Below are 21,923 nucleotides of genomic sequence, written 5' to 3'. Positions count from 1 at the left end.
TGTTGGGGAGAGAGAAAATGCCTGCGGGCCTGAAGCTGCTGTTAGCCACCACGATCCTTGCCGCCGCACCCGCCGTTGCGCAGCAGGCGCCGACAACGCTGTCGTCCACTGCACATCCGGAAAAATGGCCCGCGGCGAAGACGCCGGGGCTGATCGATCCTGCCACGGAGAAGTCGATCACGGATCTGCTGGCGAAGATGACGCTGGAGGAGAAGGTTGGCCAGATGATCCAGGCCGACATCGGCAGCATCACGCCGGCCGATCTCGCCACCTATCCGCTCGGCTCCATCCTCGCGGGCGGCAGCTCGCCGCCCATCGGCGCGCCTGATCGTAGCCCCCGCGGGCCGTGGCTGGCGACGGCGCAGGCGTTCCAGAAGGCGGCGCTCGCCCGCAAGGGCAACCATGCCGCAATCCCGATCATGTTCGGCATCGACGCGGTGCATGGCAACAACAACATCGTCGGCGCCACGCTATTCCCGCACAATGTTGGCCTCGGCGCGATGCGCGATCCGGCGCTGATGGAAAAGATCGGCCGCGCAACCGCGGCGGAAACCGCCTCTGCGGGCATCGACTGGGCCTTCGGACCGACGCTGGCGGTGCCGCAGGACGACCGCTGGGGGCGCGCCTATGAAGGCTATTCGGAAGATCCGGAGGTGGTGCGCAGCTATGCCGGCGCGATGATCCGCGGCCTGCAGGGCGCGCCGGGCACCAAGGACCGCATCCAGAAAGGCTATGTCGCGGCCTCGGCCAAGCATTTCCTCGGCGACGGCGGCACCTTCGGCGGGCAGGACCAGGGCGATACCCGGGTTTCCGAAGAGGAGCTGATCCGCATTCACAATGCCGGTTATCCGGGCGCGATCAACGCGGGCACGATGACCGTCATGGCATCGTTCAGCAGCTGGAACGGCGCCAAGATGCACGGCAACAAGTCGCTGCTCACCGATGTGCTGAAGGGCAAGATGGGCTTTGACGGCTTCGTCGTCGGCGACTGGAACGGCCATGCGCAAATTCCGGGCTGCACCGCCACCGATTGCGCCGCGACGTTCAACGCCGGGCTCGACATGGCGATGGCGCCGGACAGCTGGAAGGGCCTGTACGAATCGACGCTGGCCCATGCCAAGGCCGGCACGATCCCGATGGCACGGATCGACGACGCGGTACGCCGCATCCTGCGCGTGAAGATGCAGATGGGCCTGTTCGAGGCGGCCCGCCCTTATGAGAGCAAGGCCGAGATCATCGGCGCACCCGAACATCGCGCTATCGCCCGCGAAGCGGTCGCCAAATCGCTGGTCCTGCTGAAGAACAATGGCGTGCTTCCGCTAAAGGCGAGCGCGAACGTGCTGGTCGCGGGTTCGGGCGCCGACTCCATGGCGCAGCAATCGGGCGGCTGGACGCTCAGCTGGCAGGGCGACGGCAATCCGAACGCGATGTTCCCCAATGGCGAGACGATCTTCGCCGGCATCCAGGCGGCGGTGAAGGCCGGCGGCGGCACGGCCACGCTTTCCGCCGATGGCAGCTTCACCAAAAAGCCCGACGTGGCGATCGTCGTGTTCGGCGAGGAGCCCTATGCCGAAATGCGCGGCGATGTGCGCACGCTGGAGTTCCAGCCGGGCGACAAGCAGGCGCTGGCGCTGCTCAAGAAGCTGAAGGCGGCGGGCGTGCCGGTCGTCTCGGTGTTCCTCTCCGGCAGGCCGCTCTGGGTGAACCCGGAGCTCAACGCGTCGGACGCGTTCGTCGCGGCCTGGCTGCCAGGCAGCGAGGGCGCGGGCGTGGCCGATGTGCTGATCGGCGACAAGGCCGGCAAGCCGCGCCGCGACTTCACCGGCACGCTTTCGTTCAGCTGGCCCAAGACGGCCGGCCAGTTCACGCTCAATCGCGGCGCCGCCGGCTATGATCCGCTGTTCGCGTTCGGCTATGGCCTGCGTTATGCCAAGCCCGGCACCGTCGGCACGCTGAGCGAAGTCTCGGGCGTCGATGCCGCGCTGGGCAACACCGGCACCTTCTTTGCCAAGGGCGTGACGCCGGCACCCTTCTCCTTCGCGACCGATAGCGGCGTCACTCGCAAGACCGTCGACGGGCCGGCCACCCAGGAAGGTGCGCAGCAGCTGACCTGGCCGGCAGGCCCTGCGACGCTGCGCATCGGCGGCGGCGACCTCGATCTCAGCCGCGAGACCAACGGCGACCTGTCGCTGCGCCTCGTCTATCGCGTCGATGCGGCACCGACGGGTCCGGTCCGGCTGTCGATGGAAGGCGGTACGAACACGGGAACGATCGACGCGACCGGGCTGTTCACCGGCAAGACCGGTTGGCAAACGGTCAACGTGCTGCTGAAATGCTATCAGAAGAACGGAGTCGATGTGACCAAGGTGAATGCGCCTATCGTGCTGCAGGCGAGCGGGCCCTTCACCCTCTCGCTGGCCGAAGCGCGGATCGTCTCCGATCCCGCCAATTCGGTCTGTCCGGGCCAATGAGCGGCATCGAGGTCGTCGAAATCGCGCGCGGAGCGTTTCGCGCGCAGTTTCTGAACCTGGGTGCGACGTTGCACCGGCTGGAAGTGCCCGATCGGCACGGGCGGCCGGACAATGTCGTGCTCGGCTATGCCGACCTCGAAGATTACCGCCGCCAGCCGCCGCGCTATTATGGCGCGGTGGCCGGCCGCTATGCCAATCGCATCGCCGGCGGCCGCTTCGCGCTGGACGGCGAAACGTTTCAGCTGACCACCAACGAAGGCGACAACAGCCTCCATTCGGGGCCTGCCGGCTTCGACCAGCAACTCTGGACGGTGGAGTCGCGCAGCGACACTGCCGTCACCTTCCGGCTCGATACGCCGCATGGCTGGAACGGCTTTCCCGGCGACCTCACGGCGCGGGTGGAATATGTGCTAGAGGAGGATGGCCTGGCGGTGCGGTTCACCGCCACCACCGATCGCGCGACGATCGTCAACCTCACCCAGCATGCCTATTTCAACCTGGCGGGCGAAGGCAGCAGCGCTACGATCCTGGAACATGTGCTGCAGATCCCGGCGAGCGCGATCACGCCGGTCGATAACGAACTGATCCCCACCGGCGCGCTTGCCCCAGTGGAAGGCACGCCCTTCGATTTCCGCACGCCCAAGCCGATCGGGCGCGACATCGATGCGGCCGATGCGCAGCTCGCGCTCGGCACGGGATTCGATCACAACTTCGTGCTGGACGGCCCCGCCGGCTTCGAACGGCGCATCGCCACGCTGTTCGATCCGCACACGGGACGCGTACTCGACGTGCATTCGACCGAACCCGGAGTTCAATTCTACTCCGGCAACTACCTGGCCGATGGCGCGCCGGGCACCACCGGCGGCACCTATCCACTACGGGGTGGCTTGTGTCTCGAGCCGCAGAAATTTCCGGACAGCCCGAACCAGCCCGGCTTCCCTTCCGCCCGGATCGAGGCGGGGGAAACCTATCGGCACAGCATGGCCTTTCGCTTCCGCACGGCATCGCATACAGAGACGGCATTCGATCGCTGACTTCCGCGCGCTGGCGATACTTGCAGCCGGCCTGCACGCGGCTATGCTCCCGGCATCATCACGCGGGGATAGCGAGTTCATGAAGTCGTTCCGATTGTTCTGCAGCGCGGCACTGATCGCGCTCGCCGTTCCTGTTCTGCCCGGCAGTGCCCAGCAAGCACCCGTCACTGCCACCCGCCCCGCGCCCGTCGCGGCGCTGGTGGAACAGGTGAAGCTTCCCTACAGCGAATTCACCCTCGCCAATGGCCTGCGCGTGATCGTCCACACCGATCGCAAGGCGCCGGTGGTGGCGGTTTCGGTGTGGTACGACGTCGGATCGAAGCACGAGCCAGCCGGCAAAACCGGCTTCGCCCATCTGTTCGAACATCTGATGTTCAACGGATCGCAGAACGCGCCCGGCGATTTCTTCGAACCGCTCAAGCAGGTCGGCGCGACCGACCTGAACGGCACGACCAGCTTCGATCGCACCAACTATTTCGAGACCGTGCCCAAGCCGGCACTCGAACGTGCATTGTTCCTGGAAAGCGACCGGATGGGGTGGCTGACCCCGGCAATCACGCAAGCCGTGCTCGATGAGCAGCGCGGCGTTGTTCAGAACGAGAAGCGCCAAGGGGACAACCGCCCCTTCGGACTGGTGCAATATGCACTGTTCGAGACGCTGTTCGCCGGCACGCCCTATGGCCACACGCCGATCGGATCGATGGCAGATCTCGACAAGGCCAGCATCGAGGATGTGAAGGGCTGGTTCCGCACCCATTATGGCCCGAACAACGCCGTGCTGGTGCTGGCCGGCGACATCGACGCCGCAGAAGCGAAGCCGCTGGTCGAGAAGTATTTTGGGGCGATCCCCAAGGGCCCGGAAAGCGAGCTCCCCAAGGTTTCGATCCCCAGCTTCACCGCATCGAAGACCGTGACGCTGAAGGATGCGGTGCCGACGACGGTACTGGTGCGCAGCTGGGCCGTGCCCGGGCTCAACGATCCCGATTCGGCGGCGCTCGACGTGTTCGGCAGCGTGCTGGGCGGCCTTGCCAGTTCGCGCTTGGACAATGCGCTCGTGCGGAAGGAAAAGCTGGCGGTGAGCGTCTCCGCCGGGTCCGATGCCATGGCGCAGGTCGGCATCTTCCAGATCCAGGCGGTGGTGAAACCCGGCGTCGATCCCGCGCTGGTCAACAAGCGGCTGGACGAGATCCTGGCAGAGCTGATCGCCACGGGGCCGACGGCGGACGAAGTGCAGCGTGTCGCCACCACCAGCGTCACCCAGACTATTCGCGGCCTCGAATCGGTGCGCGCGCAAGCGTCCGCGCTGGCCGAAGGCGCGCTCTATTCCAACGACCCCGGTTTCTTCCGCAAGCAGCTGGAGGACGTGGCGACGATGACGCCGGCCAAGGCGAAGGCGGCCGCCGCCAAATGGCTCACCCGCCCCTCGCTCACCATCCGCGTCGATCCGGGCAAACGGGAGGATTATGCCGAGGCCCAGGCGGTCGCAGCACCCAAGCCGGCGGCAGAGGCGCCCGTCGCCAAGGGCGATCGCGGGCCGCTGCCCGACGTTGGTGCCGTGCGCGACATCCACTTTCCCAAGGTGGAGCGCACCCGCCTCGCCAATGGCATTGAGCTGATCTACGCGCAGCAGACCGCGGTGCCCGTGACTCAGGTCGCGATGAGCTTCGACGCCGGGATCACTGCCGATCCAGACGGCAAGGCCGGCACCCAGAATCTCACGCTCTCGCTGCTGAACGAGGGCACCACCAGCCGCGATTCGATCGCGCTTGCGGAGGCCAAGGAGCGGCTGGGTGCCAATATCGGTGCAGGCAGTTCGGCGGATCGCACCTATCTGAGCCTGAGCGTCCCGAGCGCCAATCTGGGCGGCGGCGTCGATCTGTTCGCGGACGTCGTGCGACACCCGGCCTTCGCCCCCGGGGAAGTCGAGCGCGTGCGGGCAACGACGCTGACCGGGATCCAGTTCGAACTGAGCGAGCCGGGCAGCCTTGCCGCGCGCGCGTTGCCGGGGCTGCTCTATGGCGCCAGCAACCCCTATGCGAAGCTGGGGAACGGCGGAGGTGATCCGGCAGCGGTAGCCAAGTTGACCCGCGACGATCTTGTGGCGTTCCATCGCGCCTGGATACGGCCGGACAAGGCCAAGCTGTTCGTGGTCAGCGATTTGCCGATCGCAGCGGTGAAGGCGGCGCTCGAGGCGCGCTTCGGCGACTGGCGGGGCGAAGGCGCCGCCGGAAGCAAGGCCTTTGGCACCCCCCCGCAACAGTCCACGCCGCGCATCGTGCTGGTCGACCGTCCAAGTTCACCGCAGTCGACAATCTATGCCGGACAGATGACGCCGCTTGACCCGACCGGCGATCTTCTCGTCGCGATGACCGCCAACCAGGTGCTGGGCGGCGGCTTTCTTTCGCGCATCAACATGGATCTGCGCGAAACGAAGCATTGGAGCTATGGCGCAGGCGGTGGGTTCAACTGGCTCGAACATGCCGTGCCCTACACCGTCAACGCGCCGGTGCAGGCGGACAAGACCGGCGATTCGATCCGGGCGATTCGCGAGCAGGTGCGCGATTTCCTGACCAGCAAGGGCGTCACGTCGGCCGAGCTCACCCGCGAGGTGAACGGCGCCACGCGCGAACTGGCCGGCCGATTCGAAACGGCAGGCGCGGTGCTGTCGGCGATGCAGCAGAACGACCTGCGGCAGCGGCCCGACAATTACTACGATACGATCGCACAAAAATATCGCGCGCTCACCGCCGCCCAGCTTGACGCTGCGGCACGCGGGGCACTGAATGTCGATCGCTTCGTTTGGGTCGTGGTGGGCGATGCCGCGAAGGTGCGCCCGCAACTTGACAGCCTCGGCCTGCCTGTCGAGGTGGTCACCGCGGCATCGCTGGCGGGAACGACCCCGCCGACGGACCAATGAGCAGGAGAGACCCAAAATGGCGAATGTGGATGGCAGCTGGAACACCGTGACCAAGTCGCCGCTGGGCGACCAGCAGGCGGTACTTACGGTCCATAGCAATGGCGACAGCTTCACCGGCAACTTCAACGGCGCCATGGGCCAGGCGGAAATCACCGACGGAAAGGTGAGCGGCGACACGCTCAGTTGGTCGCTCAACATCTCGGTGCCTATGCCGATGACGCTGACCTGCGAAGCCACTGTCAGCGGCGACAGCCTGGACGGCACGGTTACCGCCGGCGCCTTTGGCAGCTTCCCGATCACCGGCACCCGCGCCTGATCGGTGGCCGGCCCTTCCCCGCACCGGGGAGGGGTCCGTGCCTTCCTGGCCGCGGAGGCGGCTCAGGCTTGATCGCGGCTTCGTTCTACTGGGTGCGCCCTAGGGGCTACGCGTCTTCCAGCCGGAAATTCACTGGTCGCGTCACAGATGCCTTTCCATCAAAGGCATGTTCCGCATAGGCACCGTTTCGCTGAACCCAATGGCAGAAAAGATGGGCTGACCAGGCGTTAGGATTGGGCGTAATCCGCCCATGTCGGCGATAAACGCCTTGATAGAGGACGCCATCCCCCGGCTCCATCGCGATCGACCGGTGGGGCTGATCGCCAAACCCGCTTTCCACCAGCGCGGAGGGTTCGGTCGGCATATCCGCCATTTCAAGCGGCCAGGGAACGCCATCGCTATAGTCCAGCGTCAACGATAGGCTGACTTCGCAGGCATAGCGATCGCTATGGACACGGCAAACATCGCCTTCGCGATAGATGCGGAAATAGCTGTAGCTCGGCAGCAGGTCCATTCCGAGCGCGGTGGCGATGCTGGGCGTCAACCCCCAGAGGAAAGCGAGCAGCGGAGGGTAGTGAAATCCATACACTTCCACTGCTTCCCGCTGCAGGAGATTGGGGTGCCGCATCAGCCGCCGGACCGCGCCTTGCGAGAGCACATCCGCCTGCACCTGTTGCAGCAACGCATTGCACATCTCGGGCGTACACAAGCCTCGCACGAGCGCGTACCCGTCGCGCGCATAGTCGCCCTGCAGTTGCATCATTGCGCCGGCCGCAGCGTCGAGCCGGTCCGGCCCCAGCGGATTGCGGTGACATAGCTGAGCGGATTGAGCCAGGCGCCCTCCCCGTCATAGCTGAGCGTCACGAATTCGGCGCGTCCGGCAATGGTCTCAAGCGGCACCGGGCCGCCCAGTCCCTTGTCTTCGGACGCGAAGCGGCTGTCGGCCGACTGATCGCGATTATCGCCCATCAGGAAGACATGATCCGCAGGAATAGTGACCGGGCCATACTTGTCCCCAGGGCTGACATAGCCGTTCGGCAGCACCGTATCGCCAAGATCGATCACGTCATAACTGGCGCCGCCCGGCAGCGTTTCGCGATAGAGGGGCGGCTGGCAATAGAGCTTGCCATCCGGCCCTGGCCTACGAAAGGCGGCAATCGGCCCCTCGTCGCACGGCACCGCCGCGTCGACTGGGATCATCGCAGTGCCCCTGCCCACGCGCGGCACGGGCTTGCCGTTCAGGATCAACCGGCCATGCCGCACTTCCAGCGTGTCGCCCGGGAGGCCGATCACGCGCTTGATCAAGTCCTCCCCGTCCCCGCGACGAACGACGATGACGATATCGCCGCGTGCCGGGATGCCGCCGAACAGACGCGTCGCGGCGATGTCCTTGCCATGGATCATCAGCGAGGCTTGCGAAAATCCATAGGGAAACTTGCTCGCGACCAGTCGATCACCGGTGCGCAGCGTCGGCATCATCGAACCCGAGGGAATGTAATAGGGCCGCGCCACCGCGCTCTGGAAAAGGAAGAAGACGCCGAGCGTGACGGCCCAACCGCCGAGCGTCCGCTTCCACCCGGGCTTGGTATCGGCCATCGGCTCAGGCGATCTCGTGGCTGCCATCCAGCAGCTCGCGGACATCGAGGCCGAGCAGCGCGATATGATCCCGAACCCGCGGCCAATAGCCGGCCAGGAAGCGCTCGCGCTCCGCCAGCCGCAGCCGCTCGACCGCGCCCGGCAACACGAACATGCCGACGCCGCGGCGCACCTCGACATAGCCGTCGTTCTGGAAGCTCTGATAGGCCTTAGCCACCGTCAGCGGGTTGGCGCCATGCTCTGCGGCAAGCGCCCGGACCGAGGGAAGCTGATCACCGGCGCGGAACTGTCCTCGCAGGATCGCGGCGGCAATGGTCGCCCGCAGCTTGAGGTAGACCGGGCTGTCTTCGTGCTCCAGGGCTGTCATGCTGGTATAATACAGCAGGAGCCCCGCGAGTCCATAGTCAGGGATTCCACCGGTGCACGATTTGCGACAGGTCACCGCGCGGACGCTCTTCCAGCGGCCGCGATGGCGTTCCGAGGAAGACGAAGCCGGCGATGCGCTGCCCCTCTCCGCCGAACAGGTCGCGCACGCCGTTCGAATAGGCCGGCCAGCCGGTCAGCCAGCCGCCAGCAAAGCCCATCGCGTGCGCCGCATGCAACAGGTTCATGCACGCAGCGCCGGCGGAAAGCTCCTGCTCCCAGAGCGGAATCTTGTGCGGCTGCACCGGCGCGGACAGCACCACCACCAGCGCCGGCGCCTGGGTGGCGAACTGGGCGGCGGCTTCCTCGTCGCGCGGCGTTGCTGCCGGGTTCTCTGCGCGCAGGATCTCGACCAACTTCAGCGCCAGCGCAGGTCGCGCCGCATCGGGCACGATCACGAACCGCCAGGGGGCCAGCTTGCCATGATCGGGTGTGCGCGCGGCAATCGCCACCATCTGGTCGAGCTGTTCGGGGCTGGGACCAGGCGCCGCCAGGTCGCGCGGCTTTCCCGACCGGCGAGTCTGGAGGAGCGACAGCGGCGTAGAACGATCGTTGAAGGTCATTGCGTCGCCCTACCAACTGGTCTCAACGGCAACAACCGCTCTTCACAGCCGCGCATGGATCGCTAGTCTGGCCGGCTTTGGCGGGCTGGATCCCGCAAGGCAATAAAGGAAGTTTCGGGCGCATGGCGACAATTGCGACCGGCGGGGGTGCCCCCGCTACGGCGAAAACGATTCTGGGCCATCCCCGCGGCCTGTTCATGCTGTTCTTTGCCGAGATGTGGGAGCGTTTCTCCTACTACGGCATGCGCGCGATCCTGGTCTTCTATCTGACCAAGCATTTCCTCTTCGCCGAGAACCCGGCCTATGCAGTGTACGGCGCCTACACCTCGATGGTGTACATCACCCCGGTGCTCGGCGGCTATCTGGCGGATCGCTATCTGGGCGCGCGCAAGGCGGTTCTGGCGGGTGGCGTGTTCATCGCGATCGGCCACCTGCTGATCGCACTGGTGGAAGGGCCGCCGGGCGAGCAGGGGGGCTATCTGCAGGGCTTCTATGCAGGCCTGGCCTGTATCATCGTCGGCACAGGCTTTCTGAAGGCGAACATCTCGGTGCTCGTCGGGCAGCTGTATCGGCGCGACGATCCTCGGAGGGACGGCGCATTTTCGATCTTCTACATGGGAATCAACCTGGGCGCGTTCACCGGGCCACTCCTGGTCGGCTATCTCGGGGAGCGGATCGGCTGGTCCTGGGGGTTCGGCGCGGCCGGCATCGGCATGCTGCTAGGCCTGGTCGTGTTCGTGCTGTTCCGCCGCGATCTGCACGACGCGGGCGCACCGGCCGACCCCGCACTGCTGCGCGCGCCGACGCGGGTGGGCCTTTCGCGCGAATGGCTGATCTACCTCGCCTCGGTAGCCGCGGTGGGGGTGTCCTGGCTGCTCATCCGCGACGAGGGCCTGGTGGGCACGCTGTTGCTCGCCACCTTCGGCATCACCTTCCTCTACATCTTCTACAGGGCGCTTTTCACGCTGCCCAAGGTTGAGCGGATGCGCATCTTCGGCGCACTGTACCTGATCGCCTTGTGCCCGCTATTCTGGGCGCTGTTCGAACAGGCGGGCTCGTCGCTGAACGTGTTTACCGACCAGCGAGTCGATCGCCACCTGTTCGGCTGGGAAATGCCCGCCTCCTGGTTCCAATCGGTCAACAGCTTCTGGATCATTACGCTGGCGCCGCTGTTCGGCATCCTCTGGGTGCAGCTCGGCAAGCGCGGGCTGGAGCCAAGTGCCCCGCTGAAGTTCGCGCTCGGCCTGATCCAGGTTGGGCTCGGCTTCGTCGTGCTGGTGTTGGGGGCCGGGCAGGATGGCGCGATGACGCCGATGCTGTTCGTGATCCTGCTCTATCTTCTGCACTCGACCGCGGAGCTGTGCTTCTCGCCGGTCGGCCTGTCGAGCATGACGCGTCTTTCCACTGGATCGATGGTCGGGCTGATGATGGGTACCTGGTTCCTCTCGACCGCGGCGGGCAATTTCCTCGCCGCGCGTATCGCGCAGGCGACGGGCGGCGAAGGGGCCGGCCCGGAACGCGTGCTCGAAGTCTATTGGTCGATCGGCTGGTACATCATCGTCGTCGGGGTCATCGCGGTGCCGGTCAGCTGGTGGATCGCCAAGCTAATGCACCTGGACACGATCGGCAGGGACGAAGCCGGCCATGCGCTCGCCGGTGAGGCGACGTTGGCGGAACCCGCCGCACCGGGCACCCGCACGCAGAACGAGCGCAACTGAAAGGGACGGGGCGCCGCAACAGGATTGGGGGAGGGCGGCGCCCCTGACGTCCGCCCGAGGGGGTGAGGGCGGACGATCCGGTTAGGCTGCCAGCGGCAGCGGCATGACATGCTGTTCATTGGCGGCAACGGCAGGGCCGCGCGTGTCGATCTTCGGATGCTGAGCCTGAGCGGCGAGCCGACGATGAGCGAAATACAGGGCAATCAGGGAAAACATCGCGGTCCTCGGAATGGCGTATGCTGCAATGCAGCGTGGGCGGCGCATCTGGTTTTGTGACGACGATTCCGCAACTGCAAAGCCGGCCGCGCCTGGTTGCACATCATGCAACTGGCGATCGTTGCCGCACCCTAGAACGCAAAACGGCCCGGCGTTTCCACCGGGCCGTCCACCAAATAAGCGCTTCGCTTACCAGATATGCACGCGCTTCTCTGGCGGCAGGTACAGCTTGTCGCCCGGCTGGATCTTGAACGCCTGGTACCAGGCGTCGACGTTGCGGACGATCCCGTTCACCCGCGCCGTTGCCGGCGAGTGCGGATCGGTGAGCAGCTGCTGGCGCTGTGCATCCTCGCGCACCTTCACCCGCCAGGCCTGGGCGTACGCAAGGAAGAAGCGCTGGTCGCCGCTCAGGCCGTCCACCGCCTTGGCCTTGCCGTGCTTGGCCTGGTACTTCTGATACGCCGAATAGGCCGCCTCGACGCCGCCGAGATCGCCGATATTCTCGCCGAGCGTGAGCTTGCCGTTGATCTTCGTCCCCGGCACCGGTTCGTAGCTGCTATACTGCTCCGCCAGCGCGCCGGTGCGCGTGCCGAACGCGGTCTTTGCCGCGGGCGTCCACCAATTCTCAAACTTGCCGGTGGGGCCGAACTGCGAACCCTGATCGTCGAAGCCATGGCCCATTTCATGGCCGATCACCGCGCCGATGGCCCCGTAATTCACCGCCGGATCGGCATTGGGATCGAAGAAGGGCGGCTGCAGAATCGCCGCCGGGAAAGTGATCTGATTCGAGAGCGGGTTGTAATAGGCGTTCACCGTCTGCGGCGTCATCGCCCACAGGCTGCGATCGACCGGCTTAGGGAAGCGCGACAGGGCCAGCTGATGCTCGAACTCGCCCGAGCGCATGACGTTGCCGAGCAGATCGCCCCGCACCACCTCCAGCGACGCATAGTCGATGTACTTGTCCGGGTGCCCGATCCGCGGCTCGAAGGCAGCGAGCTTGGCCAAGGCAGCCTTGCGCGTGGCGTCGTCCATCCACGTCGAAGCGGTGATCCGCTCCTGATAGGCTTCCCGCAGATTTTCGATCAGCTCGGCCATCTGCTTCTCCGCGGCCGGCGGATAATATTTGGCGACATAGGCCTTGCCGACCGCCTCGCCGAGCGCGCCGTTCACCAGCTGCACGCCGCGCTTCCAACGCTCGCGCTGCATCGGCACACCCGAAAGCGTCTTCGAATAGAAGTCGAAGCGCGCCTGATCGAACGCCTTAGGCAGGAAGGTCGCGTGATCGCTGACGAAGCGATAGGCGACATAGTCCTTCCAGGTCTGCAGCGGTGTTTCTGCGAAGATCTTGCCCAGCGCGATCAGCGCCGTGTTCTGCGCCATCAGGATCTGCGGCGAGCTATCGAGCCCCGCGGTCTTCAGCATCAGCGCCCAATCGAATTCGGGCGCCTTGGCCTTCAGGCCGGCGATCGTCTGCGGGTCGTTCAGCGCGGCGATGTCGCGGCTCTGCTCGGGCGACCATTGAACCTTGGCCATCGCCGTCTCCAGCGCGACGATGGCGTCGGCCTTGGCGCTGGCGTCCGGAATCCCGGCGAGCTCCTGGATCTGCTGCACATAGGCACGATAGGCCTTGCGGAACGCGTCGAACTTTTCGCCCGGATTCAGGAAATAGTCGCGCGGCATGCCCAGTCCGCCCTGGCCGACCGCGGCAGTATAGCGCGTAGGATCGGCGAGGCCCGGCATGATGTCGATATCGACAGGGCTGGCATACCCAGTGCTGGCGAACAGCACCTGCAGCGCGCTCTTGTCCTGCACGCCGGCGATGCGATCGAGATAGGGCTTCAGCGGCGCGGCACCGCGCGCCTCGATCCCCGCCTCGTCCATCCAGCTGGCGTAGAAGTCGCCGATCTGCTTGCCGCTTGCGCCATAGGTCGCAGGGTTCTTGGCCATCTCGTCGAGCAGCGTGCGCACATTGGTCTCGGCCGCGATGGCGAGATCGACGAACGGCCCCGCCGAGGTCCGATCGGCCGCGATCTGCGTGCGCTCCGCCCAACCGCCATTGGCATAGGTCCAGAAATCGTCGCCGGGCTTCACGCCAGGCTTCTGGGCCGTCAGGTCAACGCCGAAGCTGCCATAATGCGGCTTGCCCGTCTGGGCGAGCGCGGGTGCGGAGAGGAGCAGCGCGGCGACGCTCGCGAGCAACAAAGAACGACCGGATTTCATCGTGTTAAGAACCCCCATCTCGATGTGTATTAGGCGAGTGTAACGGGGGGTTCGGCCGGTCGCAACGGGATTTTGTTACAAGCGATACTGTACGGAGGGGCATCGCTGCCCCCCGCACCCGCTCTTTCCTGAGACACACGGCCTCAGGAGACGCGATTGGCCACCAAATCGTCCACGACCGCAGGATCCGCCAGTGTCGAGGTATCGCCAAGGCTGCTCACATCGCCCTCGGCAATCTTGCGCAGGATGCGGCGCATGATCTTGCCCGAGCGCGTCTTGGGCAGGCCCGGCGCGAACTGGATCGCGTCGGGCGTTGCAATCGGGCCGATTTCGCCGCGCACCCAATCGCGCAATTCCTTGCGCAGCGCTTCGCTCGCCTCCACCCCGGCGTTCAAGGTCACATAGGCATAGATGCCCTGGCCCTTGATGTCATGCGGCATGCCGACGACGGCAGCTTCCGCCACCTTGTCGTGCAACACCAGCGCACTCTCTACCTCGGCGGTGCCCATGCGATGGCCCGAGACGTTGATCACGTCGTCCACCCGGCCGGTGATCCAGTAATAGCCGTCGGCATCGCGGCGGCAGCCATCGCCGGTGAAATATTTGCCGCGATAGGTGGTGAAATAGGTCTGGAAGAAGCGCTCGTGATCGCCCCAGACGGTGCGCATCTGCCCCGGCCAGCTGCGCGCGATGACCAGATTGCCCTCGGTCGCGCCCTCCAGCAGCGTGCCGTCGCCATCGACCAGCTGCGGTTCAATGCCGAAGAACGGCATCGACGCCGAACCCGGCTTGAGCGCAGTGGCACCCGGCAGCGGGGTGATCATGTGGCCGCCGGTTTCGGTCTGCCACCAGGTGTCCACGATCGGGCAGCGCCCCTCGCCCACCACGTCGTGATACCAGCGCCACGCCTCCGGATTGATCGGTTCGCCGACCGAGCCGAGCAGCTTCAGCGATTTGCGACTGGTCGAGGTGACGTAGCTGTCTCCCTCTTTCATCAGCGCACGCAACGCAGTGGGCGCGGTGTAGAGAATTTCGACCTGGTGGCGGTCGACCACCTGCCACATGCGGCCTGCGTCGGGCCAGGTGGGCACGCCTTCGAACATCAGCGTGGTGCCTCCGTTCGCCAGCGGGCCATAGACGATATAGCTGTGCCCGGTGACCCAGCCGATGTCCGCCGCACACCAGTAAATCTGGCCTGGTCGGTAATCAAAAACCACGTCGTGCGTGTACGCCGCCCAGAGCAGATAGCCGCCGCTCGAATGCAGCACGCCCTTGGGCTTGCCGGTCGATCCCGAGGTGTAGAGGATGAACAGCGGATCCTCGGCATCCATCGGCTCGGCCGGACAGTCGGCCGAAACCTTCGCCGCCGCCTCGTGATACCAGAGGTCGCGGCCGGACTGCATCGCCACGTCGCCGCCGGTCGCCTGCACGACGATCACCTTCTCGAGGACGGGTGCGTGGCGTTGCGCCGCGTCGACATTGGCCTTCAACGGCACTCGCTTGCCACCGCGCCGGCCTTCGTCGGCGGTGATGACGATGCGGCTGTCGCAATCGACGATGCGGCCCGCCAGTGCCTCCGGCGAAAAGCCGCCGAACACCACCGAATGAATCGCGCCGATCCGCGCGCAGGCGAGCAGCGCCACCGCCGCCTCGGGGATCATCGGCATGTAGACGGTGACCCGGTCCCCCTTCCGCACGCCTTCCGCCTTCAGCACATTGGCGAACCGGCAGACCTCTTCGAAGAGCTCCAGATAAGTGATCCGGCGCGCTTCCTCCTTGGGATCGTCCGGCTCCCACAGGATCGCGGTCTCGCTGCCGCGGCTCGCCAGATGGCGATCGAGGCAATTGGCAGCGACGTTGAGCTTGCCGTCGGCGAACCAGCGGATACCGAAATCGGCCTGTTCGAACGACCAGTCGCCGGCAGTTGCGGGCGGCACGATCCAGTCGAGCCTCTTGGCCTGTTCGAGCCAGAACCCGTCAGGGTCGGACAGCGACTGGGCATGGAGACGTTCATACGCTGCGGCATCGATGCGGGCAGTCTTCGCCCAGCTTTCCGGCACCGGATACAGATTTTCGCTCATCTAGACCCCTCCTGGTCGCGGGGCATCTAGGATCGCAAGGGGTGGCTAGGCAAGGCACCTGCCGCCGCAAGATCGTTACGGAGACACATGTTTTTTTAGTGGATCGGTAAAAGCGTATCAGCCATATAAAACGCTATGGCACGACCTGCGATTGCTCTGTTGCTCTGTGCGGCGCTGCCGCTGGCAGCTTGTTCTATCGGCTCCGCCCGTCCGCAACAGACTGCCGCCGAACTCGGCATACCCGATCAGTTCTCCGTCGACGTGCAGCAAAAGGCGCGCGAGGACCTGTCTCGCTGGTGGGACCGGTTCGACGATCCGATGCTTGGCCAACTGATCGGCCAGGCGCAGTCCGCCAATCTCGATATCGCCCAAGCCGTGATTCGGCTGCGCCAGGCACGCGAGTCGCTGGTCCAGTCGCGGTCGGCACTGCTGCCGACAGTGAGCGGCTCGGCCGGCTATTCGCGCAACGAGCCTTTGCGGGGCGGCAGCACCACCACACGCCTGCCGGACGGCACCATCGCCTCCTTCTCGCAGGGCGGCAGCAGCAATTTCTCGCTCGGACTCGATGCCAGCTATCAGGTGGATCTGTTCGGCGGCGTCAGAGCGGGCGTGCGCAACGCGCAGGCGACGTACGAATCCACGGTGTTCAACCGCGCGGCGGTGCTGCTCTCTGTCGAATCGGAAACCGCGCGCAATTATGTGCTCGCCCGGCAGGCGCAGGCCCAGCTCGCCAATGCGCGCGAGAGCCTTTCCATTCAGGACGAAAATCTCAGCATCGCCCGCTGGCGGGTCCAAGCCGGCCTCGTTTCCTCGCTCGACGCCGAAACGGCACGGTCGCAGCGCGCCCAGACCGCGGCGACCATCCCGCAGCTGGAAAGCAACTATGCCTCGTATGTCGCGCGGCTCGGTGTACTAACCGGGCAGGCGCCCGGCGCGCTGCGCGGCGCGCTGGAAGCTCCCAAGCCGATCCCGCGCGGCCCGCTAAACGTCGATACCGGCATTCCCGCCGATGCGCTCCGCCAGCGCCCGGACGTGCGGGCGAGCGAACGCAGCCTCGCCGCCGCCGCCGCGCAGATCGGTGTGGCGCGCGCGCAGCTCTATCCTAGCCTTACACTGGGCGGCAGCATCAACATGGGCAGCAGCCGGATCGGCTCGCTGTTCGACATCATCACCGGCCGCGCCTTCGCCAACGTTGCGCAGACGCTGTTCGATTCGGGCCGGCTGCGCAGCCAGCTTCGCTCGGCCCGCGCCGGCGCGGATGGCGCCTTCTATGCCTATAAGGCAAGCGTGCTGAAAGCGCTGGAGGAGATCGAGAACGCAATCGTTGCGCTCCAGGCTGCTCGCACGCGCGAGGCCGAGTTCCGCACGGCGCTGGAGGCGGCGACCAACCAGGCGCTGCTCGCCCGTTTCCAGTATCGCTCGGGCCTCACCGATTTCACCACGCTCAATCAGTCCGAAAGCGCGCTGCTTTCGGCCAAGAACGGGCTTTCCCAGGCCGAGTCCGAACAGGCGACAGCGCTGATCCAGCTTTATGTCGCGCTGGGCGGCGGCTGGGACGAAGCCGCGCCGATCCCGCCCCTTCCTCCAACGACAGGCAGCGCCACCGATGGCCAGTGAACCTCAGGACCTCAACGCCTTTCTGGGCACGAAGCGGCGCCCCTGGTGGCGGCGCAACCTGCGCTGGATCGTGATCGCGCTGGTCGTGGTGGTGCTGGGACTGCTCGTCTCGCGCTGCTTCGCGCCCAAGCCGCCACCCTCCTACATCACAGTGCCGGCTGAGAACGGCGCGCTGGCCGTCAGCGTCTCCGCCACGGGTCGCCTGGCGCCGATCCGGCAGGTGACGGTTGGTTCCGAGATTTCGGGCCTCGTTCTGGAGGTGCTGGTCGACGTCAACGACCGGGTGAGCGAGGGCCAGCCGATCGCCATCATCGACCCCGCGCGCCTGGACGACGCAATCACCCAGAGCCGAGCAACACTCTCCGCCAATCAGGCCGCAGTGGCACAAAGCCGCGCGACGCTCGACGAATCGACCGCGCAGCTCCGCCGCATGGAAGAGGTCAGCCGGCTTTCGGGCGGCAAGGTGCCGGCTCAGGCCGAACTCGATACCGCCCGCGCCGCCGTCGCCCGCGCACGCGCCAACCTCCGCTCGGCCGAGGCGAACGTGGTCTCCGCACAGGCCTCGCTTTCCTCGAACCAAACCCAGCGCACCCGCTCCATCATCCGCTCGCCGGTGAACGGTGTGGTGCTCGCCCGCCAGGTCGATGCCGGCCAAACTGTCGCAGCACAGTTCAGCACGCCGAACATGTTCGTGATCGCCCAGGACCTGACGCACATGAAGCTGGAAGTCGCGATCGACGAAGCCGATGTCGGCTCCGTCAAGGTCGGGCTGCCCGCCAGCTTCACGGTGGACGCCTTCCCCGGCCGCACCTTCCCCGCGCAGATCACCCGGGTCGACCTGGGCTCGAACCTCACCGCGTCTACCGCGTCGACCAGCGCGTCGACCACCACCACCACTGCCAACCAGGTCGTTTCCTATGCGGCGATCCTGTCGGTCGCCAATCCGGACATGACGTTGCGCCCGGGCATGACAGCGACTGCGACCATCGGGGTCGAGCGGCTGGACAATGCCCTGCTGATCCCCAACGGCGCCTTGCGCTTCACGCCAGAAGAGACCGATACGAAGTCCGGTGGCGCGGGCATCCAGTTTGGTCCGCGCCAGCGCGATCAGCAAAAGGCGATCGGCCGCGGCAGCAAGCAGACCGTCTACGTTGTCGGGAAGGACGGCAAGCCCCAGAAGGTCGAGGTCGTCACCGGGCCCAGCGACGGCAGCCGGACCGCGGTGACCAGCACCCAACTCAAGCCGGGCATGAAGGTTATCGTCGGCGTGCAGGCCAACGGCCCGGCCGCCCCCGCCAAGGGTGACCAGAACTGACATGGCCGATCCGCTGATCCAGCTTGAGGGCATCACCAAGACGTTCGGCGAGGGGCCGACCGCATTCCAAGCGCTGAAGGGCGTCGATCTCGCGATCGAACCCGGTGCGTTCCTGGCGGTGATGGGCGCCTCGGGATCGGGGAAGTCGACGACGATGAACATCCTGGGCTGCCTCGATGTGCCGACCGGGGGCAGCTATCTGTTCCGCGGCGTGCATGTGGAAGAGCTGGATCGCGATCAGCGCGCCTATCTGCGCCGCCGCTATCTCGGCTTCGTGTTCCAGGGCTTCAACCTGCTGGCCCGCACCACCGCGCTGGAGAATGTCGAGCTGCCGCTGCTCTACCGCGGCGAGCACCGCAGGGCGCGGCGCGAAGCCGCGATGGCGGCGCTCGAACAGGTCGGGCTCGATCGCTGGGCCGATCACACGCCGTCGGAGCTGTCGGGCGGCCAGCAGCAACGCGTCGCGATCGCCCGCGCGATCGTCACCAAGCCCGACGTGCTGCTCGCGGACGAGCCGACCGGTAATCTCGACAGCGAACGGTCGGTGGAAATCATGCGCCTTCTGCAGCAATTGAACGCGGAGCTGGGCATCACCGTGCTGATGGTGACGCACGAGCCGGACATGGCCGCATTCGCCAAAACGATCGTGCATTTCAAGGACGGGCTGGTGGAGCGAACGGAAACCAACGCTCCGTCTGCGATCGGGGCCTGAGCCATGCTGTTCACCACCCTCCTCCTCTCGCTCCGCGAAATCCGTCGGCACCTGCTGCGTTCGTTCCTCACGACGCTGGGCATCATCATCGGTGTCGCCGCTGTCATCACCATGGTCACGCTGGGCAACGGCGTCTCCGCTTCAGTGCAAGATTCGATCAGTTCGCTCGGGAGCAACACGCTTACCGTTTTCCCAAGCGGCGGGCGTCGCGGCGGCGGCAATGCCCCGCCCAGCTTCGAAAATGCCGACGTGCTGGCGATCCGCCAACAGGTGAGCGGCGTCAGCGCGGTCGCGCCCCAGGCATCCTCCTCAGCGCTGGCAGTGCGAAATGCGCAGAACTGGCAGGCATCGGTCACCGGCACCAGCAACGACTATTTCAACGCCCAGAATCTGGAATTTGCCGGGGGCCGCCGTTTCACGGATGCCGAACAGAGCGCCGGTAAGTCCGTCTGTGTAATCGGCGACACCATCCGCACCAACCTGTTCGCGAATGAAGATCCCGTCGGCGAACGCTTCCGCCTGGGTACGGTCAGCTGCGAAGTGATCGGCGTGCTCAAGAAGCGCGACAATGCCGGGTTCAGCGACCCCAACTCCACGGTCGTGCTGCCGCTGAAGACGGTGCAGCGCCGCTTCGTCGGCAACCAGAACGTGCTGGCGATCCAAGTGGCGGTGGCGCCGGGCTATGACACCGCCGTGGTCAAGAAGTCGTTGATCGGCCTGCTGCGCGAACGCCGCCACATCACTCCCGGCCAGCCCGACAATTTCGATATCTTCGACAGTGCCGAATTCGCCTCGACGGTTCAGAACCAGATGCAACAGATGACGCTGTTCGTCGCCGCTATCGCGGCCGTCAGCCTGTTGGTGGGGGGCATCGGCATCATGAACATCATGCTCGTTTCCGTGACCGAACGTACCCGCGAGATCGGCATTCGTCTGGCGATCGGCGCGCTGGGCAAGGAAGTGCTGCTGCAATTCCTGGTTGAAGCGGTCGCGCTTTCCTGCCTGGGTGGCCTGATGGGCGTGGCGCTGGCGTTTTTCGCCTCCTGGGGGCTGGCGACGCTCGCCAAGCTGCCGTTCGAGTTCGATCTCTCGATCAACCTGCTCAGCTTCGGGATTTCGGCGCTGATCGGGATCGTTTTCGGCTTCTTCCCGGCCCGGCGCGCCGCGGCGCTCAATCCGATCGACGCCTTGCGGCACGAATAGCCGCCGCCGCTTCGCGGTCCCGCAGCGCGGCCAGGTCTTCGCGCGTGTCGATGTCCACCAGCTCGTCGGGCTGGGTAATGACGTGGTGGCCCCGCAGGATCAGCGTCCGCGCGCCCGCATCGCCTTCCAGGCCGCGCAATGCGGCGAAATGATCGCGACCGAACAGGGCCGGCGGCATCGGCCGCACGCCATCGCTAGAGGCAACCAGCGTCGCGGCGCCTTCGGAGGCGTCGAACAGGCGATAGCAATGCGCGACGGTAAGCCGTGGCATGTCGGCCAAGGCGATCAGCACCGCCTCGACCCCGGCGGCTTCCGCCGCCTCGACGCCGTGGCGCACCGAACGCGCCTGGCCCTGCGCAGGATCGGGATTCTCCACCACTTCGAATCCCCGCGCAGCGAAGTCGAGCGCAGTGCACGAAACCACCGCAATCCGCGCGCGGAACGGCATCTTTTCGAGCGCGGTCACCACATGGAAGGCGAGCGGCTGGCCCAGATAGAGCTCGGTAAGCTTGTCGCCATCCGCAAACCGTTCCGAACGCCCTGCCGCGAGGAGGACGAGAGCCGTATTCTCAGGCGTGAGCATGGAAGGTCTTCACCATAGAGGCTGCGATGGACAGGGCGATCTCCGAAGGACCGATCGCCCCGATCGGAAGTCCCGCCGGCCCCTCGACCCGCGCTAGGTCCTCAGGCGAGACGCCCGCCGTGGCCAGACGTTCCAGCCGTGCCGCGTGACTGCGCCGAGAACCGAGCGCGGCGACATAGCCGGTCGGGTGCGCCAGCGCGGCGAGAAGCGCGGCATCGTCGATCTTAGGATCATGGCTCAGCGTAACCACCGCCGTAGCCGGATCGGGCTTCAGCGCCGTCACCGCCTCATCTGGCCAGCGATCGTCGAGCGCCACGCCCGGGAAGCGCTCCTCGGTCAGGAAGCGTCCGCGCGGATCGATCACCGTCGTCGCGATGCCGAGCTCGCGGGCGAGCCCGGCCAGTCCCTGTGCGATCTGCACCGCGCCGACGATCAGCAGGCGGCGCGGCGGATCGTAGCGGTTGACGAAACCACCGGCGCCGATCGCGCTGCGGCCGGTCACGAGGTCGGTTCCCACGTCCAGCGACCGCCCTTCAGCACGGGCCTCTCGGATCGCATCGAACAACTCGGGCGGGAAGCCCTTGATCGACACTGGCTGCACCAGCACCGCGATCTGCCCGCCGCACGGGAGCCCCACTTCCCAGGCAGCCGCATCGGCGACGCCATAGTCCTTCACCACCGCCGGAGCGCCGGCAATCACCTCAGCGGCGGTCTGCAGGATGTCGGTTTCGACACAGCCGCCAGACACCGAGCCTTCGAACCGGCCGTCGGCGTGCACGAGCAGATGGCTGCCGCGCGGGCGGGGGGCCGATCCCCAGGTCGTCACCACCGTCGCAAGCGCCATCGGCGCCCCACGCCAGGCTTCGGCAGCTGCCAGGACGCTATCGTTGTCGGCCACTTGTCTCGCTCCCGTCACATCCGCTGCCTAACCGCCTAGC

Annotated in this window: 18 protein-coding genes; 9 read left to right on the top strand and 9 right to left on the bottom strand. The window is 66.0% G+C overall.

Annotation, left to right across the window (positions count from 1 at the left end):
* The first annotated feature begins 17 nt into the window (after positions 1-17).
* The 4 genes from B215_RS0111820 (at position 18) to B215_RS0111805 (ending at position 6,738) form a co-directional block, all read left to right on the top strand.
* Positions 18-2,471 carry a glycoside hydrolase family 3 protein gene (locus B215_RS0111820; protein WP_019369857.1) on the top strand — a complete coding sequence of 818 codons (2,454 nt, stop codon included), beginning with the start codon at positions 18-20 and terminating at the stop codon, positions 2,469-2,471.
* Positions 2,468-3,505 carry an aldose epimerase family protein gene (locus B215_RS0111815; protein ID WP_019369856.1) on the top strand — a complete coding sequence of 346 codons (1,038 nt, stop codon included), beginning with the start codon at positions 2,468-2,470 and terminating at the stop codon, positions 3,503-3,505. Before B215_RS0111820 ends, B215_RS0111815 begins: the two co-directional genes overlap by 4 nt.
* A 79-nt stretch (positions 3,506-3,584) precedes the next feature.
* The gene (locus B215_RS0111810; RefSeq protein ID WP_019369855.1) at positions 3,585-6,422 is read left to right on the top strand and encodes a M16 family metallopeptidase; all 2,838 of its coding nucleotides are present in this window, start codon (positions 3,585-3,587) and stop codon (positions 6,420-6,422) included.
* 16 nt (positions 6,423-6,438) lie between these two features.
* Positions 6,439-6,738, top strand: coding sequence for a hypothetical protein (locus tag B215_RS0111805; RefSeq protein ID WP_019369854.1), 300 nt, complete (start codon positions 6,439-6,441; stop codon positions 6,736-6,738).
* A gap of 106 nt (positions 6,739-6,844) precedes the next feature.
* Here the strand turns inward: B215_RS0111805 and B215_RS0111800 are convergent, their stop codons facing one another.
* Genes B215_RS0111800 through B215_RS0111785 form a run of 4 tightly spaced genes read right to left on the bottom strand, consistent with a single transcriptional unit; the run spans position 6,845 to position 9,320 of the window.
* Positions 6,845-7,501 (bottom strand): hypothetical protein, encoded by a 657-nt coding sequence (locus B215_RS0111800; RefSeq protein ID WP_037513645.1) that lies wholly within the window; start codon positions 7,499-7,501, stop codon positions 6,845-6,847.
* Entirely contained in the window at positions 7,498-8,334 is an 837-nt protein-coding gene (gene lepB, locus B215_RS0111795) for a signal peptidase I (RefSeq protein ID WP_019369852.1), read from the bottom strand. Before lepB ends, B215_RS0111800 begins: the two co-directional genes overlap by 4 nt.
* A gap of 4 nt (positions 8,335-8,338) precedes the next feature.
* Positions 8,339-8,701 (bottom strand): GntR family transcriptional regulator, encoded by a 363-nt coding sequence (locus tag B215_RS0111790; RefSeq protein WP_019369851.1) that lies wholly within the window; start codon positions 8,699-8,701, stop codon positions 8,339-8,341.
* Positions 8,702-8,738: 37 nt separating this feature from the next.
* The gene (locus tag B215_RS0111785) at positions 8,739-9,320 is read right to left on the bottom strand and encodes a nitroreductase family protein (RefSeq protein WP_019369850.1); all 582 of its coding nucleotides are present in this window, start codon (positions 9,318-9,320) and stop codon (positions 8,739-8,741) included.
* Positions 9,321-9,442: 122 nt separating this feature from the next.
* Between B215_RS0111785 and B215_RS0111780 the strand changes: the two genes are divergently transcribed.
* Entirely contained in the window at positions 9,443-11,038 is a 1,596-nt protein-coding gene (locus B215_RS0111780) for a peptide MFS transporter (protein ID WP_019369849.1), read from the top strand.
* Between the two features lie 81 nt (positions 11,039-11,119).
* On the opposite strand, the gene B215_RS22005 is transcribed toward B215_RS0111780, so the two are convergent.
* From B215_RS22005 to acs, 3 genes are all read right to left on the bottom strand, one after another.
* On the bottom strand, positions 11,120-11,254 hold the full coding sequence (locus B215_RS22005; RefSeq protein ID WP_019369848.1) for a hypothetical protein: 135 nt from the start codon (positions 11,252-11,254) through the stop codon (positions 11,120-11,122).
* 189 nt (positions 11,255-11,443) lie between these two features.
* Positions 11,444-13,474, bottom strand: a complete 2,031-nt coding sequence (locus B215_RS0111770) for a M13 family metallopeptidase (protein ID WP_037513642.1) — start codon at positions 13,472-13,474, stop codon at positions 11,444-11,446.
* Between the two features lie 143 nt (positions 13,475-13,617).
* Positions 13,618-15,555 (bottom strand): acetate--CoA ligase, encoded by a 1,938-nt coding sequence (gene acs / locus B215_RS0111765; protein ID WP_019369846.1) that lies wholly within the window; start codon positions 15,553-15,555, stop codon positions 13,618-13,620.
* Positions 15,556-15,690: 135 nt separating this feature from the next.
* Between acs and B215_RS0111760 the strand changes: the two genes are divergently transcribed.
* The 4 genes from B215_RS0111760 to B215_RS0111745 are packed head-to-tail and all read left to right on the top strand — an operon-like array spanning position 15,691 to position 20,402.
* Positions 15,691-17,172 (top strand): efflux transporter outer membrane subunit, encoded by a 1,482-nt coding sequence (locus tag B215_RS0111760; RefSeq protein ID WP_037513640.1) that lies wholly within the window; start codon positions 15,691-15,693, stop codon positions 17,170-17,172.
* Complete coding sequence (locus B215_RS0111755) at positions 17,162-18,487, top strand: efflux RND transporter periplasmic adaptor subunit (protein ID WP_019369844.1); 1,326 nt, start codon at positions 17,162-17,164, stop codon at positions 18,485-18,487. The genes B215_RS0111760 and B215_RS0111755 overlap by 11 nt, the downstream gene beginning before the upstream one ends.
* A gap of 1 nt (position 18,488) precedes the next feature.
* Complete coding sequence (locus B215_RS0111750; RefSeq protein WP_019369843.1) at positions 18,489-19,199, top strand: ABC transporter ATP-binding protein; 711 nt, start codon at positions 18,489-18,491, stop codon at positions 19,197-19,199.
* A gap of 3 nt (positions 19,200-19,202) precedes the next feature.
* Positions 19,203-20,402 carry an ABC transporter permease gene (locus B215_RS0111745; RefSeq protein WP_019369842.1) on the top strand — a complete coding sequence of 400 codons (1,200 nt, stop codon included), beginning with the start codon at positions 19,203-19,205 and terminating at the stop codon, positions 20,400-20,402.
* On the opposite strand, the gene B215_RS0111740 is transcribed toward B215_RS0111745, so the two are convergent.
* The gene (locus B215_RS0111740) at positions 20,371-20,985 is read right to left on the bottom strand and encodes a nucleotidyltransferase family protein (RefSeq protein ID WP_019369841.1); all 615 of its coding nucleotides are present in this window, start codon (positions 20,983-20,985) and stop codon (positions 20,371-20,373) included. The genes B215_RS0111745 and B215_RS0111740 overlap by 32 nt on opposite strands.
* Positions 20,972-21,883: an XdhC family protein gene (locus B215_RS0111735; protein ID WP_019369840.1), complete on the bottom strand. Its 912-nt coding sequence runs from the start codon at positions 21,881-21,883 to the stop codon at positions 20,972-20,974. Before B215_RS0111735 ends, B215_RS0111740 begins: the two co-directional genes overlap by 14 nt.
* Positions 21,884-21,923 lie beyond the last annotated feature (40 nt).

Origin of the sequence: Sphingomonas sp. ATCC 31555, assembly GCF_000282895.1 — a bacterium.
In the GTDB taxonomy this organism is placed as follows: domain Bacteria; phylum Pseudomonadota; class Alphaproteobacteria; order Sphingomonadales; family Sphingomonadaceae; genus Sphingomonas.
Note: the sequence above shows the minus strand (reverse complement) of the source record. Positions and strands in the feature narration are given on the sequence as shown.

Coding starts and splice junctions, on each gene's coding strand:
- B215_RS0111820 (WP_019369857.1), top strand. CDS start 18: ATGCCTGCGGGCCTGAAGCTGCTGTTAGCCACCACGATCCTTGCCGCC.
- B215_RS0111815 (WP_019369856.1), top strand. CDS start 2,468: ATGAGCGGCATCGAGGTCGTCGAAATCGCGCGCGGAGCGTTTCGCGCG.
- B215_RS0111810 (WP_019369855.1), top strand. CDS start 3,585: ATGAAGTCGTTCCGATTGTTCTGCAGCGCGGCACTGATCGCGCTCGCC.
- B215_RS0111805 (WP_019369854.1), top strand. CDS start 6,439: ATGGCGAATGTGGATGGCAGCTGGAACACCGTGACCAAGTCGCCGCTG.
- B215_RS0111800 (WP_037513645.1), bottom strand. CDS start 7,501: ATGATGCAACTGCAGGGCGACTATGCGCGCGACGGGTACGCGCTCGTG.
- lepB (WP_019369852.1), bottom strand. CDS start 8,334: ATGGCCGATACCAAGCCCGGGTGGAAGCGGACGCTCGGCGGTTGGGCC.
- B215_RS0111790 (WP_019369851.1), bottom strand. CDS start 8,701: ATGACAGCCCTGGAGCACGAAGACAGCCCGGTCTACCTCAAGCTGCGG.
- B215_RS0111785 (WP_019369850.1), bottom strand. CDS start 9,320: ATGACCTTCAACGATCGTTCTACGCCGCTGTCGCTCCTCCAGACTCGC.
- B215_RS0111780 (WP_019369849.1), top strand. CDS start 9,443: ATGGCGACAATTGCGACCGGCGGGGGTGCCCCCGCTACGGCGAAAACG.
- B215_RS22005 (WP_019369848.1), bottom strand. CDS start 11,254: ATGTTTTCCCTGATTGCCCTGTATTTCGCTCATCGTCGGCTCGCCGCT.
- B215_RS0111770 (WP_037513642.1), bottom strand. CDS start 13,474: ATGAAATCCGGTCGTTCTTTGTTGCTCGCGAGCGTCGCCGCGCTGCTC.
- acs (WP_019369846.1), bottom strand. CDS start 15,555: ATGAGCGAAAATCTGTATCCGGTGCCGGAAAGCTGGGCGAAGACTGCC.
- B215_RS0111760 (WP_037513640.1), top strand. CDS start 15,691: ATGGCACGACCTGCGATTGCTCTGTTGCTCTGTGCGGCGCTGCCGCTG.
- B215_RS0111755 (WP_019369844.1), top strand. CDS start 17,162: ATGGCCAGTGAACCTCAGGACCTCAACGCCTTTCTGGGCACGAAGCGG.
- B215_RS0111750 (WP_019369843.1), top strand. CDS start 18,489: ATGGCCGATCCGCTGATCCAGCTTGAGGGCATCACCAAGACGTTCGGC.
- B215_RS0111745 (WP_019369842.1), top strand. CDS start 19,203: ATGCTGTTCACCACCCTCCTCCTCTCGCTCCGCGAAATCCGTCGGCAC.
- B215_RS0111740 (WP_019369841.1), bottom strand. CDS start 20,985: ATGCTCACGCCTGAGAATACGGCTCTCGTCCTCCTCGCGGCAGGGCGT.